Origin of the sequence: Allobacillus sp. SKP2-8, from assembly GCF_007559355.1 — a bacterium.
Classification (GTDB): Bacteria; Bacillota; Bacilli; order Bacillales; family Alkalibacillaceae; genus Allobacillus; species Allobacillus halotolerans.
On record NZ_VMHF01000001.1, the window covers coordinates 573579 to 593741 of the forward strand.

Genomic DNA, 20163 nt, shown 5'->3' on the forward strand with positions numbered 1-20163 from the left:
TATTCTGTAACCAGTTCCCCACTTCATACACGGACAAACCAATAAAGGTAGTTAACGAGCAATTTTTTACATTTACTCATTTTTTAAAGCGGGGCATGTTTCTTTTACATTTGCAAACTCATTTGCTACTGAAGTAATCAAATTTTCTTTTTGGTCCTTTCTCAATTTCTTTACATAGGCTTCTTTTTTCATAGCTTCACTCTTTGTTTCCAGTTGTTCACAATAGACTAATTGGACGGGCCCTCTCGATCGAGTGTACTTCGATGCTTTACCGGCCTTATGCAATTTCAATCTATTTTCTAGATCAACTGTATAGCCTGTATATAATGAACCATCTCTACAACGAAGCATATAGACAAAAAAACTTTCCTCATTTTTCACAATGACTCACTCCAAAGAAAAACCACAACCCAAATGGCCGTGGTTAGCATTTATGCTTCTTCACTCGCTTCAACTTTTACATAAATGTGATCAAATAATTCGTCGCCAAGGTAGACGTCTAAACGCCAAATACCTTCAGTCGGTAAAGACAATACTAAAGGCAAGTGGGCCTGTTCCTTACCAACTTGCGGTGCAGTTGTTTCCCATACCTTTTCTTCATTCTCAGTACCGGCCATGTCAACGATTGCCTTCTTTTTTTCATCACTAGATTCATGGAAAGCTTCGATCTTCACTGGTCCATTCATTAATTCTTCCTGTTCACCCCAGAAGTAGATGACATAATGCTCATTCTCTCCTGCGACAAATGGAATATGATCAATTGCTAAACGCTCTTCTTTTCCAATTACCTCGTAATCACCTAATTCAAAAGCAGGACTTTCACTCCAACCATCTTCTGTATCCTTTTGAGAATCCTCCGATTGATCTGAGCAAGCAATTAGAGTAACGGATAGTAAGGCGAGTGTGATAAATGAAATTATTGACTTCCTCATCGCCATTGTTCCCCCTATGTAAATTGAGTCAACTATTTTACAAATATATCATAATTTCTGAGGATCAGCTATATAAGTTTTTGAAAAATTTACTTATAAGATTGTTTCCTCCGTATAGCCTTTATAGATTGGAACATATTCTTCTATTTGGGGAGCATTTATCTTGTGGTAGGGTCCATATAAAGAAAAAATGGGTGCATAAGATTGAAGTATGGGCGCATTTCCACGCTAGCAGGGTACATATATACCGTCACTGGGCGCATATTCATTAACAAAACCATCACCCTCTAGATCACTTTCCTAAAATATTTCCAAAAAACGTTGAAATCATAAAAAACGAGCATCAAATTGGCTATGCAATTCAATGCTCGACACTTTAATATTTCAATTTAAATTCTACTCATACAAAATTGGTGCGCCTGGTCCTAAGTCAATTCCTAATAGCATCCAAACAATTAACATGATTGTCCAAGAGATTAAGAAAGCTATAGAATAAGGCAACATAACCGAAATTAATGTACCAATGCCCATTTTCTTATCATATTTCTGCGCAAACGCGATAATTAACGCAAAATATGTCATCAATGGCGTAATGATATTTGTAGTAGAATCGGCAATCCGGTACGCCATTTGGGTTAACTCTGGTGAGTAGCCCAATTGCATCATCATCGGAACGAAAATTGGTGCAATCATGGCCCATTTGGCTGTCGCACTTCCGATGAATAAATTGAGGAAACCAACAACAATTACAAAAGTGATAATCAGTGGGATACCACTTAAGTTAATCGTATCTAAGAATTCTGCTCCATATACCCCTAAAACAAGTCCCATATTGGACTCACTGAAGTAAGCCACAAATTGACCAGCTGTGAAAGCCAATACAATGAACATACCCATTGTCGCCATCGTATCCGTTAACTGGTCAGCAACATCTTTGTCGCTTTTAATCGATTTCGTTGCAATTCCATAAAACAATCCTGGAACGAAAAATAATATTAAAATAACCGGTACTAAAGAGCTCATAAATGGAGAATCGATAATTCCGCCGTCATCTGCACGAAGAGGAGCGTTCGGGAATGCAACGAGCAAAGATAGTAAGATAGCTGTAATTAAAACAGATAGACCTGCCCATTTTAATCCTTTTTTCTCCGTCTTGTTAAGTTTTTCGATTTCTCCTTGATATCCACCCTCATACTTACCTAGACGAGGTTCAACAATTTTTTCAGTTACCCACGCACCTACAAACGTCAAGAAGAACGTTGATGCAATAATAAACCACCAGTTCATGGCGATGTTCATTTGTTCTGCATAAGCAGGATCGATAATACTTGCCGCTGATGTAGTCAACTCACTCAGTAAAGCATCGAGTGATGACAAGGTTAAGTTGGCACTGAAGCCTGCTGATACACCTGCGAAAGCGGCACTAATACCTGCTAATGGGTGACGACCGAGTGCAGCAAATATAACTGCTCCCAACGGAGGTAATACAACATACCCAGCATCTACGGCAACACTGGACATAATACCTGCAAACACTAAACCTGCTGTGATCAATGAATTTGGAATCGCCATCACAAATCCACGAAGCAGCACGCTGATTAATCCTGTACGCTCTGCAAGACCTATTCCAAGCATCGTGGCTAGAACTACCCCTAATGGAGCAAATCCTATGAAGTTGTCCACCATGCTTCCAAATAAGTAACGTATTCCTTCTTTATCTAATAGGTTGGTGACTTCAACCATTTCTCCTTCTTTGCCTGGATGCTCGACGCTAATTCCTAGGCTTGAGACAACTGCAGATAGAATAACGACAATAAGTGCTAATATCGCAAAAAGCGTGATCGGATGCGGTAGCTTATTCCCCGTTTTTTCAATGCGGTCTAAAAAACGTTGAAAAAAGCTTTTTCGTTTCTCTTGTTGCATTGGTCTACTCCTCTCATTTTTCATTCAGACCTTGTGTTTGATTGTAATACAGACATTTGGAAGTGAAAAGTAAAAACTGTTTCCATTATTTGATTAAGAATGAAAGAATTTAAATGATGGGTCAATCGTCTCTTTAATCGTTAAAACAACAAAAGAATTTACTGGAACTCTTCGTTTGTCCGTTGGTGAACCTGGATTAATCAATAATGTCTTTTGATGATAACGAAGATACGGAATGTGCGAATGACCGAATAAAACGACATCTACTTGCTCACCCTGAAATGCTTTCAATGCTCTTTTCTCCGTCGTGCCCTTTGTACCGTCTCCATGAAAAACACCGATATGAAAACCTTTTATATTCAGGAGTAACTTTTCTGGAAAGCTCTCTACTATTTCAACTTGATCAATATTCCCTCTAACGCCTTTTACCTCAGCGAACCGACTCAATTCCTCATAGACTTCAAGTGAAGACCAATCTCCTGTATGGATAATCAAGTCAGCTCTCTCCAATTCAGATAACAGGGGTATTGGTAGAGTTTCCGCTTTCTTAGGCATGTGAGTATCACCGATTACAATGACCCTCATGGTTAGCTCCTTTCTAAAGTACATCTCTTTGACAGTAAATGAAAATTAAATGAAACAGCTTGGACATTGCCCTTAAAAAGTTTGCTTACTCACTAACAGGGGTACTGTTTATGCGACTAATCAAAAAAGGAGGATATCCGTCAATGATGTTTCAAACGATCGCTGTTTCATTAATTATCGGCTTAATCGGTGTCGTCATTATAACACGATTGCTTGGTAGAAAAGAGCTTTCCCAAGTGACACCTCTAGACTTCGTATACGCACTAATATTAGGTGGAATTATCGAAGAATCCATTTACGAAGACCAAGCTAAATTTTATCACATTATTTTTGCACTTGCACTATGGGCTTTTTTAATTTGGGCAATTGAAACTTTACTCGTTAAATATGATAAATTACGGCCGATTGTTAAAGGTCGTGCCATCACACTCATTAAAGATGGAAAGTTAAATATTAAGAATGTGGAGAAAGCAAAGTTAGAGACGGAACAACTTCGAACACTTTTACGAATGCAAGGAATTTTTTCCATTGAACAAGTTCAACACGCCATTTTAGAAACAAGTGGTTTAGTCAGTGTGATTAAGAAAGCCAGATATGACCAGGCGGATAAAGATGAACTATTAGATGATTTCGAACAAAATCACCCGAGTTATTTATTTATAGAAGAAGGAGATATCAGTAAGCGAGACCTGGAAGCTGCTGGTAAAACGAAAGATTGGTTGCTTGAGCAATTGAGGGATCAAAATATTGAGGTGAAAGATATTTACTTTGCTGAATGGCATCCAAATAACGGTTTCAACATTCAAACGTATGACAACTAACCGTTATTGACTTTCTATATCTCAAAAGATACGCTAACATTATCATTTAAATGGGAGCGTTTGTATCATGAGAGATTACCCTAAAATATTAAGAGAAAAAATCCGAAATGGTGAATTTAATCATACAACTTCCGGACATTGTGAAGATTTTGTACAAGCGAATGTTGTTATTTTACCCAAAGAATATGCATTTGACTTTTTTCTATTTGCTTATCGGAATCCAAAATCATGCCCGATCATCGACGTGTTGGAACCAGGTGAGGTGGAATCAAACCTTGCGAATGGCTCAGATATTCGGACCGATGTGCCGAAATACCGAGTTTATCATGACGGGAAAGTCGACCGAGAACTCAGTTCCATTGAATCTATTTGGAACAATGATTTGGTCACATTTTTAATTGGCTGCAGTTTTACATTTGAAAAAACATTACTTGATGCTGGAATTTCTTTAAGACATATTACAGAAGGTAAAAATGTTGCCATGTATACGACAACGATCCCTACAACGTCGGCGGGTGTGTTCCACGGACCTCTCGTCGTTTCGATGCGACCAATCAAAAAAACCTTAATTGAAAAAGCTCGCCAAATTACGGCAAACTATCCAAACATGCACGGTGCACCAGTTCATATCGGTGAACCAGATCAAATTGGAATCGAAGCAATTGACCGACCTGATTTCGGCGATGCGGTCAAAATAGAAGATGATGAAGAACCTGTCTTTTGGGCTTGTGGAGTGACACCTCAAATGGCTGCGGTAAAAGGTAAGGTGCCTTTTATGATCACACATTCTCCAGGGCATATGTTTGTTACGGATGTAACCAATGATGACTTTTTAGAAAATCGCACTTCATTATAATTATTTTTTTTCGAATAGGTATCTATATAAACGCTATCCTTGATGAAGACACTTCTAATTGGGGATAGCATCCCTTTTTGGCTCGCTATCTTTGATTAGGACGCTTCTATTCAAGGATATAGCTCATCTTTTTCGAGCGCTATCTTTGATTAGCGCTTACAAAACTAGTTAAAACCGACTGATTTAGCACACATAAAAAGCACTGACCGAAGTCAGTGCTTTTTCATTTTTAGAATTATGCCCTATCTTTATTTTCACTGTAAGGATAGGTTATCGTCCGCTCACCGAATCTTTATGATATCCCCCTTTGGCTTCGTATAAAGATTCATCTGGTACTGCTTTTTCAATCAATGGAAATAATTCTCTTTCTTCTAAACGAATATGTTCATCCAATAGGTGTCCCAATTCATTCAGTTTGTCATAGTTTTTTATAGGAAGACTTCGTAATTCTTTCACCAAGCCTCTGATCTTCGTGTGTTGATAGAGAGCTTTTTTAACCAACGCTTCATCTGGCTCCTCAGCATAAATCAAATAGATTGGAAACAGAATCATTTCTTCATCTTGAAAATGAGGCTCCCCATCTTCCTTCCAAAATTCGTTCATTTCCTCAATCAATGTTTTATAGCTTTTGGAACTTTTTTCTGTGCCAGCTCTTTTGAAATCCAAAGCAACAACTAGCGCATGATGATGATGGTGGGATAGTGGTGTCAGTGCTTCATGCCGCTTCATCCCTTACCCTCCTATGGTGCATGATTTAAGAAACTTGGATGGTCGTTACCATATCTGCATGGCCTTGACCACATGGGATACTACAACGAACCGTATATTCTCCTGCTTCTAGTTCAACCGTTTTACTTCCTTCGCCTTCTAATTCAAAGCCATCCAGTTCATCAATTGTGATTCCATGCATTCCTTCCGCATTGACCAATTCAATTGTGACGTCTCCAGCTTTTGCTTGATATTCTTCTTGATCAAAATCCCAGTTGGATGCTTCTAAAACAACTTTCTCACTTGTATCAGAAGAAGAAGATTGATCCTCGGATGCTGATGACTCATCGTCTCCTCCACCACATGCAGCCAACACGAGAATTAACCCCATTAAAATTAAAAATGAAATCCCCTTGAAACCTTTCATAAATAAACTCCTCCTTTGGTTTTTCTATCTGTCTTACTAACTACAGTATAAATCCCAAAGGAATTCAAATTGTGTTCCAAATCACGTTTTCGCAATGCTTTTTGACAATATTGTGTCTAGGTTAGTTAAATTGTTGAACAACTGATGATTGGGGTTTCTTTTGTTTTAAGTGAAATATACTCATTCGATTGGATGCCTTTATCTACTTCGCTTAAAGCAAGGGAAAAATTATGTATAATCGATTAGTTTGTCTTCATCCAGTATATGAATTTCCTTACGGCTATAATCGATAATGCCTTCTTTTTTTAACCGATTTAAAGAACGATTGACTGACTCTCTTGTTACACCAATCAAACTAGCGAAATCGGTATTGGTCATTGGCATGCGGATACGAATCGTTCCATCTTCCTGTTGCTCTCCTAGTTCTTTTGAAAATCGCAATAATGTACTAACGATACGTGAAAATACACTTTGAGAAGTAATCGACTGAATTCGGTTCTGTAACTCTAACAATTTTTTACCCATAACTTTCATCACCTTAATGGAAATTTCAGGTTTACGAAACATTAAGGCATCAAATTCTTTTATTGGGATGGAAAGCAAGGTCACTTCGGTGATTGTTACTGCTGTTGCAGGATTTGGTGTTTCATCAAAAAAGCCAACATGTGGAAACATTTCATTTGAATGCAAGAAGGAAATAATTTGTTCTTGCCCTTCTTCACTGACTATGTATACCTTTACCAATCCTGACAAGATAAAGTAAACAGCCTTTCGTTCTTCACCTTCTATAAAAATATTCGTTCCCTTAGGAAAACTCCGCTGATTGGAAATCTCCGCCACTCCAGCTAACTCATTACTTGTCAAATCTGAAAAAATAGGAAATTGCCTAAAAAACTCAGGAGAATATACCATTAAAAAACATCCTCTCTTTCACAATCATCTACTTTCATTATATAGAAGATTGTTTTACTTTTCATTGAACGAATATGACTTTTTCATTTCGTTTTGTGACCTATCGCACAGCCAATACTGAAACGACCATTTAAACTACATAGTATATCGTTAAAATATAAGGAGGATGACAAATGGAAGGAATATTTACGCTTGAATCGAAAACTGGAAATATTGTTCTTGATTTTCCAAAATCAAGTTCCATTCTTAAAGGAAACAATATAGGATTTTGTTGTAAGAATAATCGACCAATAGGTGAGATCTCAGAAGATTTAGGATTAGATAAACATGAAATATTGCATCAATTAAACGAATTATATATCAAAAATCAACCAAACGAAGAGACTGTCAACCAATTGGATATGGATTCCGTCAATCAAATAACCTCGTATATCCTCGAACGCCATCAAGAATTTAAAAAAGACCTTGATGAAGTTGATGGTTACGTAACAAAGATTTACCGAGTGCATGGAGGAAGATTTCCTGAACTTGTAAGTATTCATAGTTTGTATCAGATGCTTAAGGAGCAACTCAGCCATGTGATGCAACGAAAAGAAAATGTGCTTCTTCCAATGAAAGAGCAACCAGATTCCAATGAGAAAGATGTCCAATTAAAACAATTACTGATCAACCTCGAGCAAGATTACAAAAATATTGAAGAATTGATTACATCTCTCCGAAAAACGACAGAAGCACTCGGTGAGCCAGAAGGCGTTTGTACAACTTTCAAGCTTACCTTTTTAAAGTTGGACGAGATGTTTTTGAAGAAGTATTGTTAATCTAATTGGAGAGTAAGTATTTAATAAATAAATTAGGATAGAAAAAGGCAATCTTCATCATTTCTGAAGATTGCCCTTGTTGTATTTACAATTATTTCTCGTCGGATTCTTCGACATCTCCGACAGTGATTGATGCTTGTGGCATATTATGCTGACCTTTCGCAGTCGTATGAGCAAACATCTCATATACGCCTTCTTCTTCAAACGTGACTTCCACGGTATAGCTGCCGTCTCCATTGTTCGTCGTTTCAACGGTTTCACTATTGTCCTGATCGCCCTTTTTCCAATACTCAAAGTTCATCTCTTCCGCATCAGTGACGTCTTCTTCTCCATAAGTAACCAAGGCTTTCAGTTCTACCGTTTCCCCTACTTCGACTTGTTCAGGGATATCAACTTCCACTTCCAATGCGGTTAACTCTTCTGACTCATTCGCATCATTTGAGGAATCTGTTGTCTCCTCCTGATCACCATTTGAACAAGCTGCTAACACAAGAACGAATAATGCCAAAATTATTAAACGTTTTATTTTCATTTGTTTTTCCTCCATTTGTCATCAAAATTGCTGTTTCTTTATTCAATTTAACATAGTATTCATTATTCATTTAATAAAATCTTTGAAGAGTTTATGAATACTTTGCATAGTGTTCCGTATTGGTGTACAAATTACCTAGTTTTAAGATATCGCTTTCCGGAAATAGTATTACTGTGGGTCAAACAAGACCCAATGAGGCATAAGAATTTCATCTAAAGGAGGTTATCAACATGCCTATGGTTAAAGAAGTTATGACAGAAACCGTCATTGCAGCAGATTCAACAGACAATCTTACGGATACAGCGAAAGAGATGAAAAATCATGACATTGGAGACCTCCCAGTGTTGGAAGGTAATAAGCTAAAAGGCGTTGTTACCGATCGTGATATCGTGATTCGCGGATTGGCAGAAGGAAAGAATCCAGAGAACACGGAAGTTAATGAAATCATGACAAGCAAAGTCATTAGTGCAGCTCCTGACACGGATGTTCGCGAAGGAGTTGAGCAAATGGAAAGTCATCAAGTGAAACGCCTATTCGTCGTCGAAAATGATGAGTTAAAAGGTGTTGTCTCAATAGGTGACTTAGCCAGAAACCCTCAAACGAAAGATATTGTCGATGAAGCGCAAAGCGCAATTAAAGAAGAAAAATAAATAATAGCTATAATGCCCACCTCCATTTCAAAGGTGGGCATTTTCATGCGTTCAGTTCTGGATAAACAACAGATCCATCCTCTTCAATGATTGGCATCGCACCCCATCGGCCTAATTCATGTTCAACAAGTTCTACTTCGTTTTTTGGAATTATCGATGATGTGATACACCTTCCATCCATTGGCTTGTAGCCAGTTACTGATTAATAAACGATGACAACGTGAAGGGTGCCTTTCTGAACAGAAATAAACAAGGTTATGGTTTTTCGCTGTACGTTGAAGTTCATTTACTCCCTCTAAAAAATCTTCGGTTAATGTATAATCCGCGTAGTTATGAAAAGATCGATTGTTCCACCCATCATTCAATTCTTCCTGAAATGATATTGATTTTGTTCGTCTTCCACCAAGAAGAGGAAAGTGTTGATAAGCGATTGTTGATTCTGGTAGCCACTGTTCCATCCGCTCTTTTTTAAAATGAGGAAACTTCCGACTACCCGGGAAGGCTCGGACGTCTGCGACAAAATCAATATCCGCATGGGAAAGCATTTTCAAAAAATAATCTTGGCTATGAACAGAATGACCGACTGTATAGATATTCATTCAAATTCCTCCTCTTTCGTAGCACTTCATTTACTCAGTTCCCTTCCCTCATAAGATTAACCGTCATTCATTTGGAACGGAAAGCTTTTTTATTTGAAGAATCTTCATTATAATGAGTAATGAACATGATAGAGTAAGTCAACATTGGAGGAATAGATAATGGCTTTTGTAATTACTGCCCCTTGCCAAGATGAAATGGCAGGTGAATGTGTAGAGGTCTGTCCTGTCGACTGCATTGAAAAAGGACAAGATCAATATTATATCGATCCTGAAATCTGTATCAATTGCGGTGCATGTCTTTCTGTATGCCCTGTGAGTGCAATTGTTGAAGATTTTGACATGATGCCTGATGAGGAAAAATACCTTAAAGCAGCCGAAGAATTTTTTAAACGAAGTTAAAGGACGCCGGAGGAACAGCCGTGAATTTCTTAATAAACGTTAAAAATAGTATTCAATTACCAAAGAAAGAAGCTTTATTTCGCTTAAACCGGGTTAGTATGCGAGATACAATGGTTTACGCACTGATTTTCACTTTCATTTTAGTTCTCCCTGATATTTTCCATGCATTTAAGTCTTATCAGGAAGTTGATTATTTTGGAATGCCGAGGGAATTGTACTTTATTCAACTGATTATTCTTTATCCAGCAACGATTTTTTTATTCGTCGTGATTGGATTATCGGTTTTATCTGGACTCGCTGTCATTCTACGTAACTTGTTACATAGAAAACTAGCCTACCAACAGTTGTGGAAAATGACTGCGTTTTCCTTAACAATCCCTATGATCTTCTATCTCATATTTCGTATCTTTCAAATTGAAACCGTTTGGATTAATTTACTGCCCTTGATGATCTACTTTTTCTTGATTACGAAAATGATTTTGGTATTTCCACGTGTAAAATAATGAAACTGACCACAAATATAAGTAGAGAAAATTTATTATGTAAGCACTGACTTTAGTCGGTGCTTTTTTTGTATGTGAGCTAAGGGTTAGATGTTGGAGAAATTTATCACACTTATAAGAACAGGGTTTTAGAAAGATTTCACTATTCCATTAACTCTAATGCCATCTTTTCCTTTCTTTTTGTATTTCTATCTCCTTCTCGCCACTCAAACTCTAAAATAATCTTTTTCCCTTCTTCATAATCCTCCCAAAAACCAAAATTATCAAATGATGTTTCAATGGATTGTTCAGTAGATAATTCATTTGCTTCTGTTCCTCTCATAAATTCAGTCCCACTCGTATAAGTTAAAATATCAATTGACCTAATATCCTTTTCTCCTTTATATGTGAAAATACCAGTAGTTTCTTCAAAAATATCAGAATTTCCTCGCGAATATGTCCCGGAAATTGTGGCCTCCCAATTCTCTGATTCATTTTTAAAAGTAAATTCCTTTGTGGGCTCATTTTTGGGAGCACACCCAGTTAAAAGAAAAACTATCAATGGAATTAGTAAAGAAAGCTTGAGATTCATACCATAACCTCCTAAGTATTTTATTCAATATTTAGTCCGTGTTATCCTTTTTTACATTAAAGTATTCATCGTGCAGACCTTCCCTGGTCAAATCAAGTAACATTTTCATTACATTTAGACCGCTTTTGTAACAAAAGACGATTTTTGAAATCTGTCAATATATAAATCTATGTAAAAGTTTCCTGGTGTACTTCTATTAACCAATTATTAAAAAATAGCCAATTTCTCAATTGCTTGTTACTTAAAGGTTTTGCTTTTATCCCTGTAATTGTCTAGTTAGCAGGTAATTTATGCCACAAATATGACAGAAAAACGCATGCTATGATGATGTTGCAACAAAAACAACCCAAAGGAGTGTACAACACATGAAGAAAAAAATTAGCATTCTAGCGATCGCTTTAACCATTCTGTTCGGAGGAGTGTTTGCGTCTTCTGCATCAGCAGCTGCATCCGATCAAGCACAAGGACAACAGAATTATTCATATAAAGTCTTCTATTCTTTTAACGGGTGGTCCGACTATTTCTCAGGTAATGATTGGTGGAAAAAATTCTTTACTCAATCGAACTCTGATGATAAGAAAAACAATCAAGAACAGCCAGAAGTAAATCAACAAGATCAAGAAGTACAAGAACCTTCTAAGAATGAAGAAAATCAGCCGAAGCCAGATCACCAACCTGCTCCGGAACAACCAAAAAAAGAGCAACCTGTTAAAGATACACCTGAAAAAGAGCAACAAATTGAAGAAACACCTGAAAAAGAAGTAGAAAAAGAACAGCCAGTTGAAGAAGAAGTTACTGAACAAAAACAAGAACAACCTGAACAAACAAATAATGAATTGAATCAGTTCGAACAACAGGTCGTTCAATTGACGAACGAAGAAAGAAGTAAGCATGGTTTACAACCATTACAGATTGATACAGAAGTGAGCAAAGTTGCTCGCGAAAAATCACGTGACATGGCTGCGAATAACTACTTCGCACACAACAGCCCAACGTACGGCTCACCGTTTGACATGATGAAGCAATTTGGTGTGGATTACCGTACAGCTGGTGAAAATATCGCCAAAGGACAACTCACACCACAACAAGTCGTCAATGCTTGGATGAACAGTGAAGGACACCGTGCCAATATATTAAACGGTAACTTTACACACATCGGTGTTGGATATGTCGAACAAGGTAACCACTGGACACAACAGTTTATTGGAAAATAAATTATAAATGAGAGAAACCGACCATCAGCTGATTAAGGCTGTTGGTCGGTTTTTTAATTTGGTCATTTAGAGTCCATTATTTGAAATACTTTCTGTTGTTTATATGACATTTATTAAAGCTGAATAACCTCTTCTTTAGCTTGTGCATTTCCTAATAAAATCATCATCTACTCGAAGTGACTAAACTTCATGACAGGCCACGAAGTGATTTTCTTCAATCTCTCTCCATTCAGGTACAATCTCTGCACAGTGTTCCTGAGCGATTGGACACCGTGTGTGAAACGGACAGCCAGTTGGATAATTAGATGCGCTCGGCAAATCACCTTGCAATTTTATCCGATTCCGCTTATGTTTTGGATTAGGCCGTGGAATAGCAGACAATAGAGCTTTCGTATAAGGATGTAATGGATTCTTATAAATTTGCTCTGAGTCACCTAATTCAACCTGTGCCCCCAAGTACATTACTAGTATTCGATCACTCATATATCTCACAACACCCAAATCATGAGAAATAAATAGATAGGTCAACTCATATTTCGTTTGAACATCTTTGAGAAGCTTCATTATCTGTGCTTGAACAGACACATCAAGTGCAGAAACTGCCTCATCACATACAATCAACGAAGGATTGAGTGCTAAAGCGCGTGCGATTCCGACTCGTTGTCTCTGTCCTCCACTGAATTCTCGCGGATACCTATCATAATGCTCTTCTTTCAACCCGACTTCCTTTAAAAGGGATAAAACTTTCTGCTTGCGTTCAGATTTACTCATATTCGTATGAATGATAAAAATTTCTTCCAAAGCATTACCGATTTTTTGTCGGGGATTCAGTGAGGCGAATGGGTCTTGAAAAATCATCTGTAAATCTTTTTTATATTTTTTTAGTTTTCTTTCTGATAGATTACCAATTGATTCATCTTTAAATTGAATCGATCCATCTGATAGTTTTTCCAATCCGATAACAACTCTTCCAAGTGTCGATTTTCCACATCCGGATTCACCTACAACGCCTAAGGTCTCTCCTTCTGAAACAGTTAAATTAATTCCGTTGACCGCTTTGACATAATTTTTAGGTCGTTGTAACAAACCCTTTTTAATAGGAAAATGTTTTTTGACATGATTAAGTTGAAGTAACTGTGTTTGATGGTTCACTTTGATTCACCTCCTGAAGCCAGCATTTACTATAGTGAGTAGATGTTACTTCAAACGTAGGCGGTTCTTTTTGCTTACAAATATCCATAGCAAAAGGACAGCGGGGATGAAAGCGACATCCTGGTATTTCCTCATTAAGACTTGGCATCGAACCTTTAATCGCATTGATTTCCTTAGATACATCGTCCACATCCGGTACAGAATCAAGCAGACCTTTCGTATATGGGTGAAGCGGATTGTCAAAAAGAGTTTCTACATCTGCTAATTCGATTACTTCCCCGCCGTACATCACCATGACACGATCGGCGATTTCAGCTACAACACCCATATCGTGTGTTACAAAAATGACGCCCATACCGATTTCGGATTGCAGGTCATTGATTAAGTCCAAAATTTGAGCCTGTATGGTAACATCTAAGGCTGTAGTTGGCTCATCAGCGATTAACAATGATGGTTCACACGCCAACGCCATAGCGATCATCACACGCTGCCTCATCCCGCCACTCAATTCATGTGGATGCTGATTAAGTTTCTCTTTTGGATTCGGTATACCAACTTTATCCAGAAGTTCCACACTTGCCTGGCTTGCTTCTTTTTTCGACATATTTTTATGAATAATTAATGGTTCCCTTAGTTGATAACCTATGGTCAGTACAGGGTTCAAGGCAGTCATTGGCTCTTGAAAAATCATCGATAATTTATTACCTCTTAAACGTTCCATTTCATCTTCTTTTTTTCCGCTAAGGTTTTCATCTTCTAAATAAATAGAACCTTTTGTAATATCACCATTCGATGGTAGAAGACCCATAATAGATAATGAAGTGATACTTTTTCCCGAACCTGACTCTCCCACAATACATAAAGTTTCTTCTCGATCCACCGAGAACGAAATATTCCGAACAGCTGGCAAAGTGCCGTCAGCTGTTCGAAACTTAATTTCAAGGTTTTCGACATTAAGTAAATTTGACATTTTTTTCGCACCTACTTTCTGGTTACCGGATAAAGAGACCACATACCAGTTGGATCGACAACCAATCCTTCAATCGATTCGTCATAGCCCAAAGTCACGACACCATGGCTCATCACAACCCATGGAGCGGTTTCTATTGCAAGTAGGTTTGCTTCATGCAACTTTTCCTTTCTGACTTCTTGATCGACTGATGTTCTGGATTCATCTACTAATTGGTTAAACTCACTATTATCAAAACGCACTCTGTTAGAAGCACCTATATTATCAGAATGCAAGTTCGGATATAGCAATTCACTTCCATCTGCCGTACTGTTGGCCCAACCAAGAAAAGTCATATCGAAGTCACCTTTTCTAGCAACATCTAAAAAGCTTGCCCATTCCATTGTCTCTATGGATACATTTAAACCCATGTCAGATAGTTGTGATTGAACTATTTCAGCCATTTTTAGGTAGTTATCACGATTGGCTGCAAGGAGTGTTATCTCTTGTCCTTCATAGCCATTTTCTTTTATCATTTGTTTTGCTTTCTCTGGATTAAATTCATAACCTGCTGATTTTGCTTCTTCATCATACCCAAAGACTTTCGGGCCAATTATGCTTTCACTATAGACTCCAAGATCATTTAGCTGTGAAACGTATGCTTCTTGGTTCACGCCATAAGCAACAGCTTGCCTAAACTTCAAATCATTGAATGGTTCTTTTTCCATATTAAACCCTAAATAGGAAACTCGAGTTCCTTCAGTCTTTTGTACTTCGATTCCTTGAAGTGATTCTATACGATTAATATGGTCAGAAGGGATTTGATCAATGAACTGAACTTCTCCTGTTTCAAGCATTGAAATAGCGGTAGATGTCTCAGGTACTATTTTATACGTCACTTTTTCAATTGCAGCCGGTTCTTGCCAGTAGTTTTCATTTCGTTTCAACGTAATCTGATTTCCTTCTTCCCAGCTTTCAAATACAAATGGCCCTGTTCCAACAGGTTCTTTGTTAATATCTCCTTCTTTATCTGCCTCAGGACTTACGATTGCAGCATTCGTATGGCTGAGTGCAGCTAGCATCGGGCCATAAGGTTCTTTCGTTTTCAAGACAACTGTATACTCATCTTGAACTTCAATCGATTCAACCGGAGCAAGTAAGGATGCACGTGGTGCAGCTCGCTCAGGATCTTTTAATTGGTCAAACGTATATTTTACAGCTTCTGCATTAAACGGTGTGCCATCGTGAAATTCAATGTCTTCTTTTAACTTAATGACCCAAGTATTTTCATCAGGATTTTCATATGAATCTGCTAATAATGGTTCTGGTTCAAGTGTATCTGGATTTTGCTTAAACAACGTTTCATACACTTGGTATGTAACGTTAGAAGAAACTGAATCGTTTGTATCAATCGGTGAAAGTCCTGCTGCATCAGAGGTCGTCGCATAGGTGACTTCAAACGCCCCTTCATTATCACTTTCAGCACCTTCTCCGTTATTTCCATCACTACTACTTTCACTGTTGCTACAACCTACGAACAATAACAGTACTGTCATTAAAAGGAACAATAAGCTAATCGTTTTTTTCAATCTCATCATTTCTCTCCTCCGTTTGTTAGTTATTTACGTCCATATTCGGATCTAGTGCATCTCTCAAACCATCACCAACGACATTAAATGCGAAAACTGTCAGCATGATCGCAATTCCTGGGATAATGGATATATGTGGTGCATCCCACATAAAATCTTGTCCTGCTGCAATCATAGCTCCCCATTCTGCTGTTGGTGGTTGAGCACCTAATCCAAGGTAACTTAAGGCAGATGTTGAAAGAATTGCCGTTGCCATTCTCATCGTTCCATAGACAATTAATGGAGCTGTACAGTTAGGTAGGACATGCTTCAAAAGAATTCTTAGATCACTTGCACCTACCGTTTTCATCGCCTGAATATATTCCTGGTTCTTAATGGATAACACACTACCTCTAACAATCCTTGCGCACCCAGGTATGGACCAGATACTTATTGCGATAACAACATTCACTAAACTAGTACCTAACATGGCAATAATGAGCATGGCGAGTAAAATACCAGGGAATGCAAACAGTAAGTCTACGAATCTCATAATGATACTATCTAATTTACGATAATAGCCGGCAAGCAACCCTAGAATGATTCCACCAAATAAACCAATACCGACAGAACTTAATCCAACTAATAATGAAATGATTGCTCCATGTGCAATTCTCGACCACATATCACGGCCATAATTATCCGTACCTAGGAAATGACCTTCCGATCCAACACCTAGTTTTGTCCTTTCTAAATTTTGCTCGTATGGTCCATAACTCGTAATAATCGGTGAAAATATAGCGACTAGAACAATCAATGTAATGATGATAATCCCTATTAATGAAAGTTTATTTTTCATAAGACTTTTAGCTACTTCAACGAACCGATTTGTCGTTTTCTTTTCGGTGTTTATATTCTTCTCTGTTTCAGTAACTGCAGACATCTGATCCCCCCTTTCTAGTCATAACTGATCCTTGGGTCAATAAGCGTATAAATAATATCTACGATTAAATTGACTACTACAAAAATGGCCGCTATCAATAATACGGTGCCTTGAACGATTGGAAAATCACGCGCTGCAATGGCGTCGATCATTAACCTTCCGATACCATTAATTGCAAACACCTGTTCAGTGACGATTGTTCCTCCAAGTAATGAACCGAAGTTAATTCCAATAATTGTGAGTACTGGTATCATTGCATTTTTCAACGTATGTACCCAAATCAGCGGCCGCTTTCTTACACCTTTTGCTTTTGCCGTTCGAATATAGTCAGAACGAATTACTTCAAGCATCGAGGACCTCGTCATTCTCGCAATCAAAGCTGCAGAAGCTGTTCCTAACGTTATTGCCGGAAGAATCAATTCTTTCATACCTTCAAATGTATAAAAGGGTGAATTTAATCCTCCAACAGGCAAAAGCTGAAAGTTAACGGAGAAAATTAGAATGAGTATAGTTCCTAACCAGAAGTTCGGTATAGAAACACCAACTAACGCGAAAGTTGTACTCGTCACATCGACCCATGAATTCTGTTTTCTTGCAGAAATAATTCCAGCAATGATGCCGATTAAGACTGCAACGACCATACTGGCTACCGCTAATTTAACCGTTGTAGGAAATCGAGTAATAATAGCCTCTGTCACTGCCTGATTCGTTTGGTACGAATAACCGAAATCCCCTTGCAAGATTCCACCTAGGTAATCAAAATATTGTACGAGAACTGGACGATCAAGGCCCATTTTATCTCGTATAGCCTCCAAATCTGAGGAAGTAGCATTCGGTCCCCCTATAACGGTAGCTGGATCACCTGGAGCTAAATGCATGCTCATGAACACCAAAAAAGAGATACCTAGCAAAAGGAAAGTTAATTGTAATATACGACGGACGATCATCCCGATCATTCGTTCACCCCCATTCATCAGAATTTTCTTGCTTTTTTATGTATTCTATTTTACATATGTTCGAAAGTCAACCTATTATTCTGAATAAATTTAATTTTTTTTAAAAAACGCTTACATTTTTTAAGAAAATGAGACGTATTAACTACATTTTGTTATCTAGAGTATAAAAATGTATAAACAGTTAAATTGAATTGTGTCCTCAGTTTGTTTTGATAAAGGATATTGTCCCTTATAAAACTGTCAACTTAGACTTATTTTGTTCTGGATTGAGTTTAGACGCGTTTTTTCTGTGACATCAAATTCCATATCATTTAAATTTCTAAATCTAATTGCCTAATACATTGATCCTAAATTTCTTAAAAGGAATACAAAAAAACCTCCATCCTTAAAGGAAAAGAGGTTATAATATTGCTCTTATTTAATTTAGATTAAACCGTTGAATCTGCTTATTTAAACTTTGAGCTTGGCTTTCTAATTCATTTGCAAAGTGATTAACATCTTCAATTGTACTCGCTTGTTCTTGAATCGAGGCATTGACTTCCTCGGTACCAGCTGATGTTTCTTCTGCGACTGCGGCAACCTCTTGTGACTGTGAAGCCGTTGATTGAATGGCTTCTAACTGTTCATTTACTAATTCGGAAATCGAATCAATCTCTGTTGCGACTTCTTCTACAGAATCGGCAACTTCTTCAATCGCTGCATTTGTTTTAACACCGTTTTCTGACTCAACCCTTGCTGTCTCTACATTTTCATTGATTCGCCCAACAACATTACCGACATCCTTTTGAATCGCTGCAATCAATTCAGAGATGTTTTTAACGGCTTCAGCACTTTGATCCGCCAGCTTCCGAATTTCCTCAGCAACAACTGCAAAACCTTTACCATGTTCTCCTGCACGAGCCGCTTCAATGGACGCATTCAATGCAAGCAAGTTTGTTTGCTCGGCAATATCACCAACCATCGTAATAATCGTTTCTACTTGCTTCGTATTTTCTTTTAAGCGATTAACATCCGTCAAAGAAATTTCCTGGTTCTCTGTTAACTGCTGGATGCCATTAACTAATTGATTGACAACCATTTTCCCATTTTGCAATGTACCTAACATCGAACGCGATTTATCCCTTGAAGTAGAGGCTTTCTCTTGAACATTTTCAGCTAGCTCAGTAACCCGCTCAACCGACTCAACTGTTTGTTGGATTGCTTCTGAAGAACTTTCGGACCCACTGGCAATTTCATCGGTCGCTGAACGAATTGTATTTGAATAACTCGCAAGTTCTTGTGAAATAGATTTCATTTTAATAACTGTATCATTCGTGTGTTCAAAATGCGTATCAATATTCGTAACGGTATCTCTTAGATTTGTCAGCATCTGATCAAACGCCTGTCCTAAGGCACGAATTTCATCATCCGAAGAATGAATATCAATTTCTTGGTTCAACTGTCCATCGGCGGCTTCTGAGGCTGCGTGCTCTAATTTTTCCAAAGGCTTTGTAATGAACCGAGCAGCAAAAAAAGCTAAAATTCCTGACCAAATAACCCCTAACAATAAGGTTAAGGTCGTAAATACTTCCATGGAAACAGACCAATACTGCGTAATGTAATCATAGACTACATACAAAAACAAAGCACTCATCGAATATGTAATGATTGCTAAAATTGTTGTGAAAAATATTAATTTTTTACGAAGTCCAAAACGATATTTCTTTTTCATGTACTCTCCCCCGATTGCTAGATTGATCAAAAGCTACGTATATATAAATTCCGATCTTCAATGATACAATTATTTCGATCGGAGTTGTTACCTTAGTCCTATAATTATATCGGAGTATTCTACGTTTATTTAACAGTCATTTGGACAATTATTTAACAATACAACGACACCTTGTTCACTCTATGGATCATATCGGTTGGATTTTGCAAATTTGAAGTATAGATACGGATTGAGAGATTCGAAAGGTGAGAATATACTAATTTGTGAATTGGAGAAATTAAAAACGCTCAAGTAATAAATAGTGGTTTAGGAATCTATACGCTAGCAAAATTCCAAGGGGTACTAAATTGTATACAACCGCTGATCAATACGAGAAAGGTGATGCCCCATTCATCATTTTGGTGGAGTATAATGATGAAGTGCTTGTTTATGAT

General features: G+C 37.6%; 23 protein-coding genes. 7 read left to right on the top strand and 16 right to left on the bottom strand.

Annotated elements, in window-relative coordinates:
- Positions 1 to 72 precede the first annotated feature (72 nt).
- The 4 genes from FPQ10_RS02915 to FPQ10_RS02930 form a co-directional block, all read right to left on the bottom strand.
- Positions 73 to 381, bottom strand: coding sequence for a GIY-YIG nuclease family protein (locus FPQ10_RS02915; protein ID WP_255439641.1), 309 nt, complete (start codon positions 379 to 381; stop codon positions 73 to 75).
- 50 nt (positions 382 to 431) lie between these two features.
- On the bottom strand, positions 432 to 932 hold the full coding sequence (locus FPQ10_RS02920) for a DUF4871 domain-containing protein (protein ID WP_186278510.1): 501 nt from the start codon (positions 930 to 932) through the stop codon (positions 432 to 434).
- Between the two features lie 396 nt (positions 933 to 1328).
- Positions 1329 to 2855: an AbgT family transporter gene (locus FPQ10_RS02925; RefSeq protein WP_144159943.1), complete on the bottom strand. Its 1527-nt coding sequence runs from the start codon at positions 2853 to 2855 to the stop codon at positions 1329 to 1331.
- Between the two features lie 93 nt (positions 2856 to 2948).
- Positions 2949 to 3440, bottom strand: coding sequence for a metallophosphoesterase family protein (locus tag FPQ10_RS02930; protein ID WP_144159946.1), 492 nt, complete (start codon positions 3438 to 3440; stop codon positions 2949 to 2951).
- Positions 3441 to 3550: 110 nt separating this feature from the next.
- Here FPQ10_RS02930 and FPQ10_RS02935 point away from each other — a divergent pair, with 110 nt between their 5' ends.
- Positions 3551 to 4261: a DUF421 domain-containing protein gene (locus tag FPQ10_RS02935; RefSeq protein WP_144159950.1), complete on the top strand. Its 711-nt coding sequence runs from the start codon at positions 3551 to 3553 to the stop codon at positions 4259 to 4261.
- Positions 4262 to 4328: 67 nt separating this feature from the next.
- Positions 4329 to 5117 (top strand): putative hydro-lyase, encoded by a 789-nt coding sequence (locus FPQ10_RS02940; RefSeq protein ID WP_144159953.1) that lies wholly within the window; start codon positions 4329 to 4331, stop codon positions 5115 to 5117.
- A gap of 270 nt (positions 5118 to 5387) precedes the next feature.
- On the opposite strand, the gene FPQ10_RS02945 is transcribed toward FPQ10_RS02940, so the two are convergent.
- The 3 genes from FPQ10_RS02945 to FPQ10_RS02955 all read right to left on the bottom strand — a co-directional run bounded on the left by FPQ10_RS02945 (position 5388) and on the right by FPQ10_RS02955 (position 7164).
- Positions 5388 to 5846 (bottom strand): hemerythrin domain-containing protein, encoded by a 459-nt coding sequence (locus tag FPQ10_RS02945; RefSeq protein WP_144159956.1) that lies wholly within the window; start codon positions 5844 to 5846, stop codon positions 5388 to 5390.
- A gap of 25 nt (positions 5847 to 5871) precedes the next feature.
- On the bottom strand, positions 5872 to 6252 hold the full coding sequence (locus FPQ10_RS02950) for a cupredoxin domain-containing protein (RefSeq protein ID WP_144159959.1): 381 nt from the start codon (positions 6250 to 6252) through the stop codon (positions 5872 to 5874).
- A gap of 228 nt (positions 6253 to 6480) precedes the next feature.
- The gene (locus FPQ10_RS02955; protein WP_144159962.1) at positions 6481 to 7164 is read right to left on the bottom strand and encodes a Crp/Fnr family transcriptional regulator; all 684 of its coding nucleotides are present in this window, start codon (positions 7162 to 7164) and stop codon (positions 6481 to 6483) included.
- Between the two features lie 173 nt (positions 7165 to 7337).
- Here FPQ10_RS02955 and FPQ10_RS02960 point away from each other — a divergent pair, with 173 nt between their 5' ends.
- On the top strand, positions 7338 to 7982 hold the full coding sequence (locus FPQ10_RS02960; protein WP_144159965.1) for a DUF542 domain-containing protein: 645 nt from the start codon (positions 7338 to 7340) through the stop codon (positions 7980 to 7982).
- A gap of 91 nt (positions 7983 to 8073) precedes the next feature.
- Here the strand turns inward: FPQ10_RS02960 and FPQ10_RS02965 are convergent, their stop codons facing one another.
- Positions 8074 to 8514: a FixH family protein gene (locus FPQ10_RS02965; protein ID WP_144159968.1), complete on the bottom strand. Its 441-nt coding sequence runs from the start codon at positions 8512 to 8514 to the stop codon at positions 8074 to 8076.
- A 230-nt stretch (positions 8515 to 8744) separates the two neighbouring features.
- On the opposite strand from FPQ10_RS02965, the gene FPQ10_RS02970 reads away from it, so the two are divergent.
- A complete protein-coding gene (locus FPQ10_RS02970) occupies positions 8745 to 9164 on the top strand; it encodes a CBS domain-containing protein (protein WP_144159971.1) in 420 nt (139 codons plus the stop codon).
- A gap of 122 nt (positions 9165 to 9286) precedes the next feature.
- Here the strand turns inward: FPQ10_RS02970 and FPQ10_RS02975 are convergent, their stop codons facing one another.
- On the bottom strand, positions 9287 to 9763 hold the full coding sequence (locus FPQ10_RS02975; RefSeq protein ID WP_370512016.1) for a DUF488 domain-containing protein: 477 nt from the start codon (positions 9761 to 9763) through the stop codon (positions 9287 to 9289).
- Between the two features lie 159 nt (positions 9764 to 9922).
- Between FPQ10_RS02975 and FPQ10_RS02980 the strand changes: the two genes are divergently transcribed.
- Together FPQ10_RS02980 and FPQ10_RS02985 are read left to right on the top strand one after the other, a co-directional pair.
- Complete coding sequence (locus FPQ10_RS02980; RefSeq protein WP_144159974.1) at positions 9923 to 10162, top strand: DUF362 domain-containing protein; 240 nt, start codon at positions 9923 to 9925, stop codon at positions 10160 to 10162.
- 20 nt (positions 10163 to 10182) lie between these two features.
- Positions 10183 to 10665, top strand: a complete 483-nt coding sequence (locus FPQ10_RS02985; RefSeq protein WP_144159977.1) for a DUF1189 family protein — start codon at positions 10183 to 10185, stop codon at positions 10663 to 10665.
- Between the two features lie 142 nt (positions 10666 to 10807).
- Here FPQ10_RS02985 and FPQ10_RS02990 read toward each other — a convergent pair whose 3' ends face one another.
- Positions 10808 to 11236, bottom strand: a complete 429-nt coding sequence (locus FPQ10_RS02990) for a hypothetical protein (RefSeq protein WP_144159980.1) — start codon at positions 11234 to 11236, stop codon at positions 10808 to 10810.
- 365 nt (positions 11237 to 11601) lie between these two features.
- Here FPQ10_RS02990 and FPQ10_RS02995 point away from each other — a divergent pair, with 365 nt between their 5' ends.
- A complete protein-coding gene (locus FPQ10_RS02995; RefSeq protein WP_144159983.1) occupies positions 11602 to 12450 on the top strand; it encodes a CAP domain-containing protein in 849 nt (282 codons plus the stop codon).
- Between the two features lie 180 nt (positions 12451 to 12630).
- Here FPQ10_RS02995 and FPQ10_RS03000 read toward each other — a convergent pair whose 3' ends face one another.
- The 6 genes from FPQ10_RS03000 to FPQ10_RS03025 all read right to left on the bottom strand — a co-directional run bounded on the left by FPQ10_RS03000 (position 12631) and on the right by FPQ10_RS03025 (position 19729).
- On the bottom strand, positions 12631 to 13608 hold the full coding sequence (locus FPQ10_RS03000; RefSeq protein ID WP_144159986.1) for an ABC transporter ATP-binding protein: 978 nt from the start codon (positions 13606 to 13608) through the stop codon (positions 12631 to 12633).
- Positions 13571 to 14572, bottom strand: coding sequence for an ABC transporter ATP-binding protein (locus tag FPQ10_RS03005; RefSeq protein ID WP_144159989.1), 1002 nt, complete (start codon positions 14570 to 14572; stop codon positions 13571 to 13573). Before FPQ10_RS03005 ends, FPQ10_RS03000 begins: the two co-directional genes overlap by 38 nt.
- An 11-nt stretch (positions 14573 to 14583) precedes the next feature.
- Positions 14584 to 16146, bottom strand: coding sequence for a glutathione ABC transporter substrate-binding protein (locus FPQ10_RS03010; protein WP_246569206.1), 1563 nt, complete (start codon positions 16144 to 16146; stop codon positions 14584 to 14586).
- Positions 16147 to 16165: 19 nt separating this feature from the next.
- Positions 16166 to 17062, bottom strand: coding sequence for an ABC transporter permease (locus FPQ10_RS03015; protein ID WP_144159992.1), 897 nt, complete (start codon positions 17060 to 17062; stop codon positions 16166 to 16168).
- Positions 17063 to 17076: 14 nt separating this feature from the next.
- Positions 17077 to 18018 carry a nickel ABC transporter permease gene (gene nikB, locus FPQ10_RS03020; RefSeq protein ID WP_144159994.1) on the bottom strand — a complete coding sequence of 314 codons (942 nt, stop codon included), beginning with the start codon at positions 18016 to 18018 and terminating at the stop codon, positions 17077 to 17079.
- Positions 18019 to 18436: 418 nt separating this feature from the next.
- A complete protein-coding gene (locus tag FPQ10_RS03025) occupies positions 18437 to 19729 on the bottom strand; it encodes a methyl-accepting chemotaxis protein (protein ID WP_144159998.1) in 1293 nt (430 codons plus the stop codon).
- Between the last annotated feature and the right edge of the window lie 434 nt (positions 19730 to 20163).

Coding starts and splice junctions, on each gene's coding strand:
- FPQ10_RS02920 (WP_186278510.1), bottom strand. CDS start 932: ATGAGGAAGTCAATAATTTCATTTATCACACTCGCCTTACTATCCGTT.
- FPQ10_RS02925 (WP_144159943.1), bottom strand. CDS start 2,855: ATGCAACAAGAGAAACGAAAAAGCTTTTTTCAACGTTTTTTAGACCGC.
- FPQ10_RS02930 (WP_144159946.1), bottom strand. CDS start 3,440: ATGAGGGTCATTGTAATCGGTGATACTCACATGCCTAAGAAAGCGGAA.
- FPQ10_RS02935 (WP_144159950.1), top strand. CDS start 3,551: ATGCGACTAATCAAAAAAGGAGGATATCCGTCAATGATGTTTCAAACG.
- FPQ10_RS02940 (WP_144159953.1), top strand. CDS start 4,329: ATGAGAGATTACCCTAAAATATTAAGAGAAAAAATCCGAAATGGTGAA.
- FPQ10_RS02945 (WP_144159956.1), bottom strand. CDS start 5,846: ATGAAGCGGCATGAAGCACTGACACCACTATCCCACCATCATCATCAT.
- FPQ10_RS02950 (WP_144159959.1), bottom strand. CDS start 6,252: ATGAAAGGTTTCAAGGGGATTTCATTTTTAATTTTAATGGGGTTAATT.
- FPQ10_RS02955 (WP_144159962.1), bottom strand. CDS start 7,164: ATGGTATATTCTCCTGAGTTTTTTAGGCAATTTCCTATTTTTTCAGAT.
- FPQ10_RS02960 (WP_144159965.1), top strand. CDS start 7,338: ATGGAAGGAATATTTACGCTTGAATCGAAAACTGGAAATATTGTTCTT.
- FPQ10_RS02965 (WP_144159968.1), bottom strand. CDS start 8,514: ATGAAAATAAAACGTTTAATAATTTTGGCATTATTCGTTCTTGTGTTA.
- FPQ10_RS02970 (WP_144159971.1), top strand. CDS start 8,745: ATGCCTATGGTTAAAGAAGTTATGACAGAAACCGTCATTGCAGCAGAT.
- FPQ10_RS02975 (WP_370512016.1), bottom strand. CDS start 9,763: ATGAATATCTATACAGTCGGTCATTCTGTTCATAGCCAAGATTATTTT.
- FPQ10_RS02980 (WP_144159974.1), top strand. CDS start 9,923: ATGGCTTTTGTAATTACTGCCCCTTGCCAAGATGAAATGGCAGGTGAA.
- FPQ10_RS02990 (WP_144159980.1), bottom strand. CDS start 11,236: ATGAATCTCAAGCTTTCTTTACTAATTCCATTGATAGTTTTTCTTTTA.
- FPQ10_RS02995 (WP_144159983.1), top strand. CDS start 11,602: ATGAAGAAAAAAATTAGCATTCTAGCGATCGCTTTAACCATTCTGTTC.
- FPQ10_RS03005 (WP_144159989.1), bottom strand. CDS start 14,572: ATGTCAAATTTACTTAATGTCGAAAACCTTGAAATTAAGTTTCGAACA.
- FPQ10_RS03010 (WP_246569206.1), bottom strand. CDS start 16,146: ATGAGATTGAAAAAAACGATTAGCTTATTGTTCCTTTTAATGACAGTA.
- FPQ10_RS03015 (WP_144159992.1), bottom strand. CDS start 17,062: ATGTCTGCAGTTACTGAAACAGAGAAGAATATAAACACCGAAAAGAAA.
- nikB (WP_144159994.1), bottom strand. CDS start 18,018: ATGATCGGGATGATCGTCCGTCGTATATTACAATTAACTTTCCTTTTG.
- FPQ10_RS03025 (WP_144159998.1), bottom strand. CDS start 19,729: ATGAAAAAGAAATATCGTTTTGGACTTCGTAAAAAATTAATATTTTTC.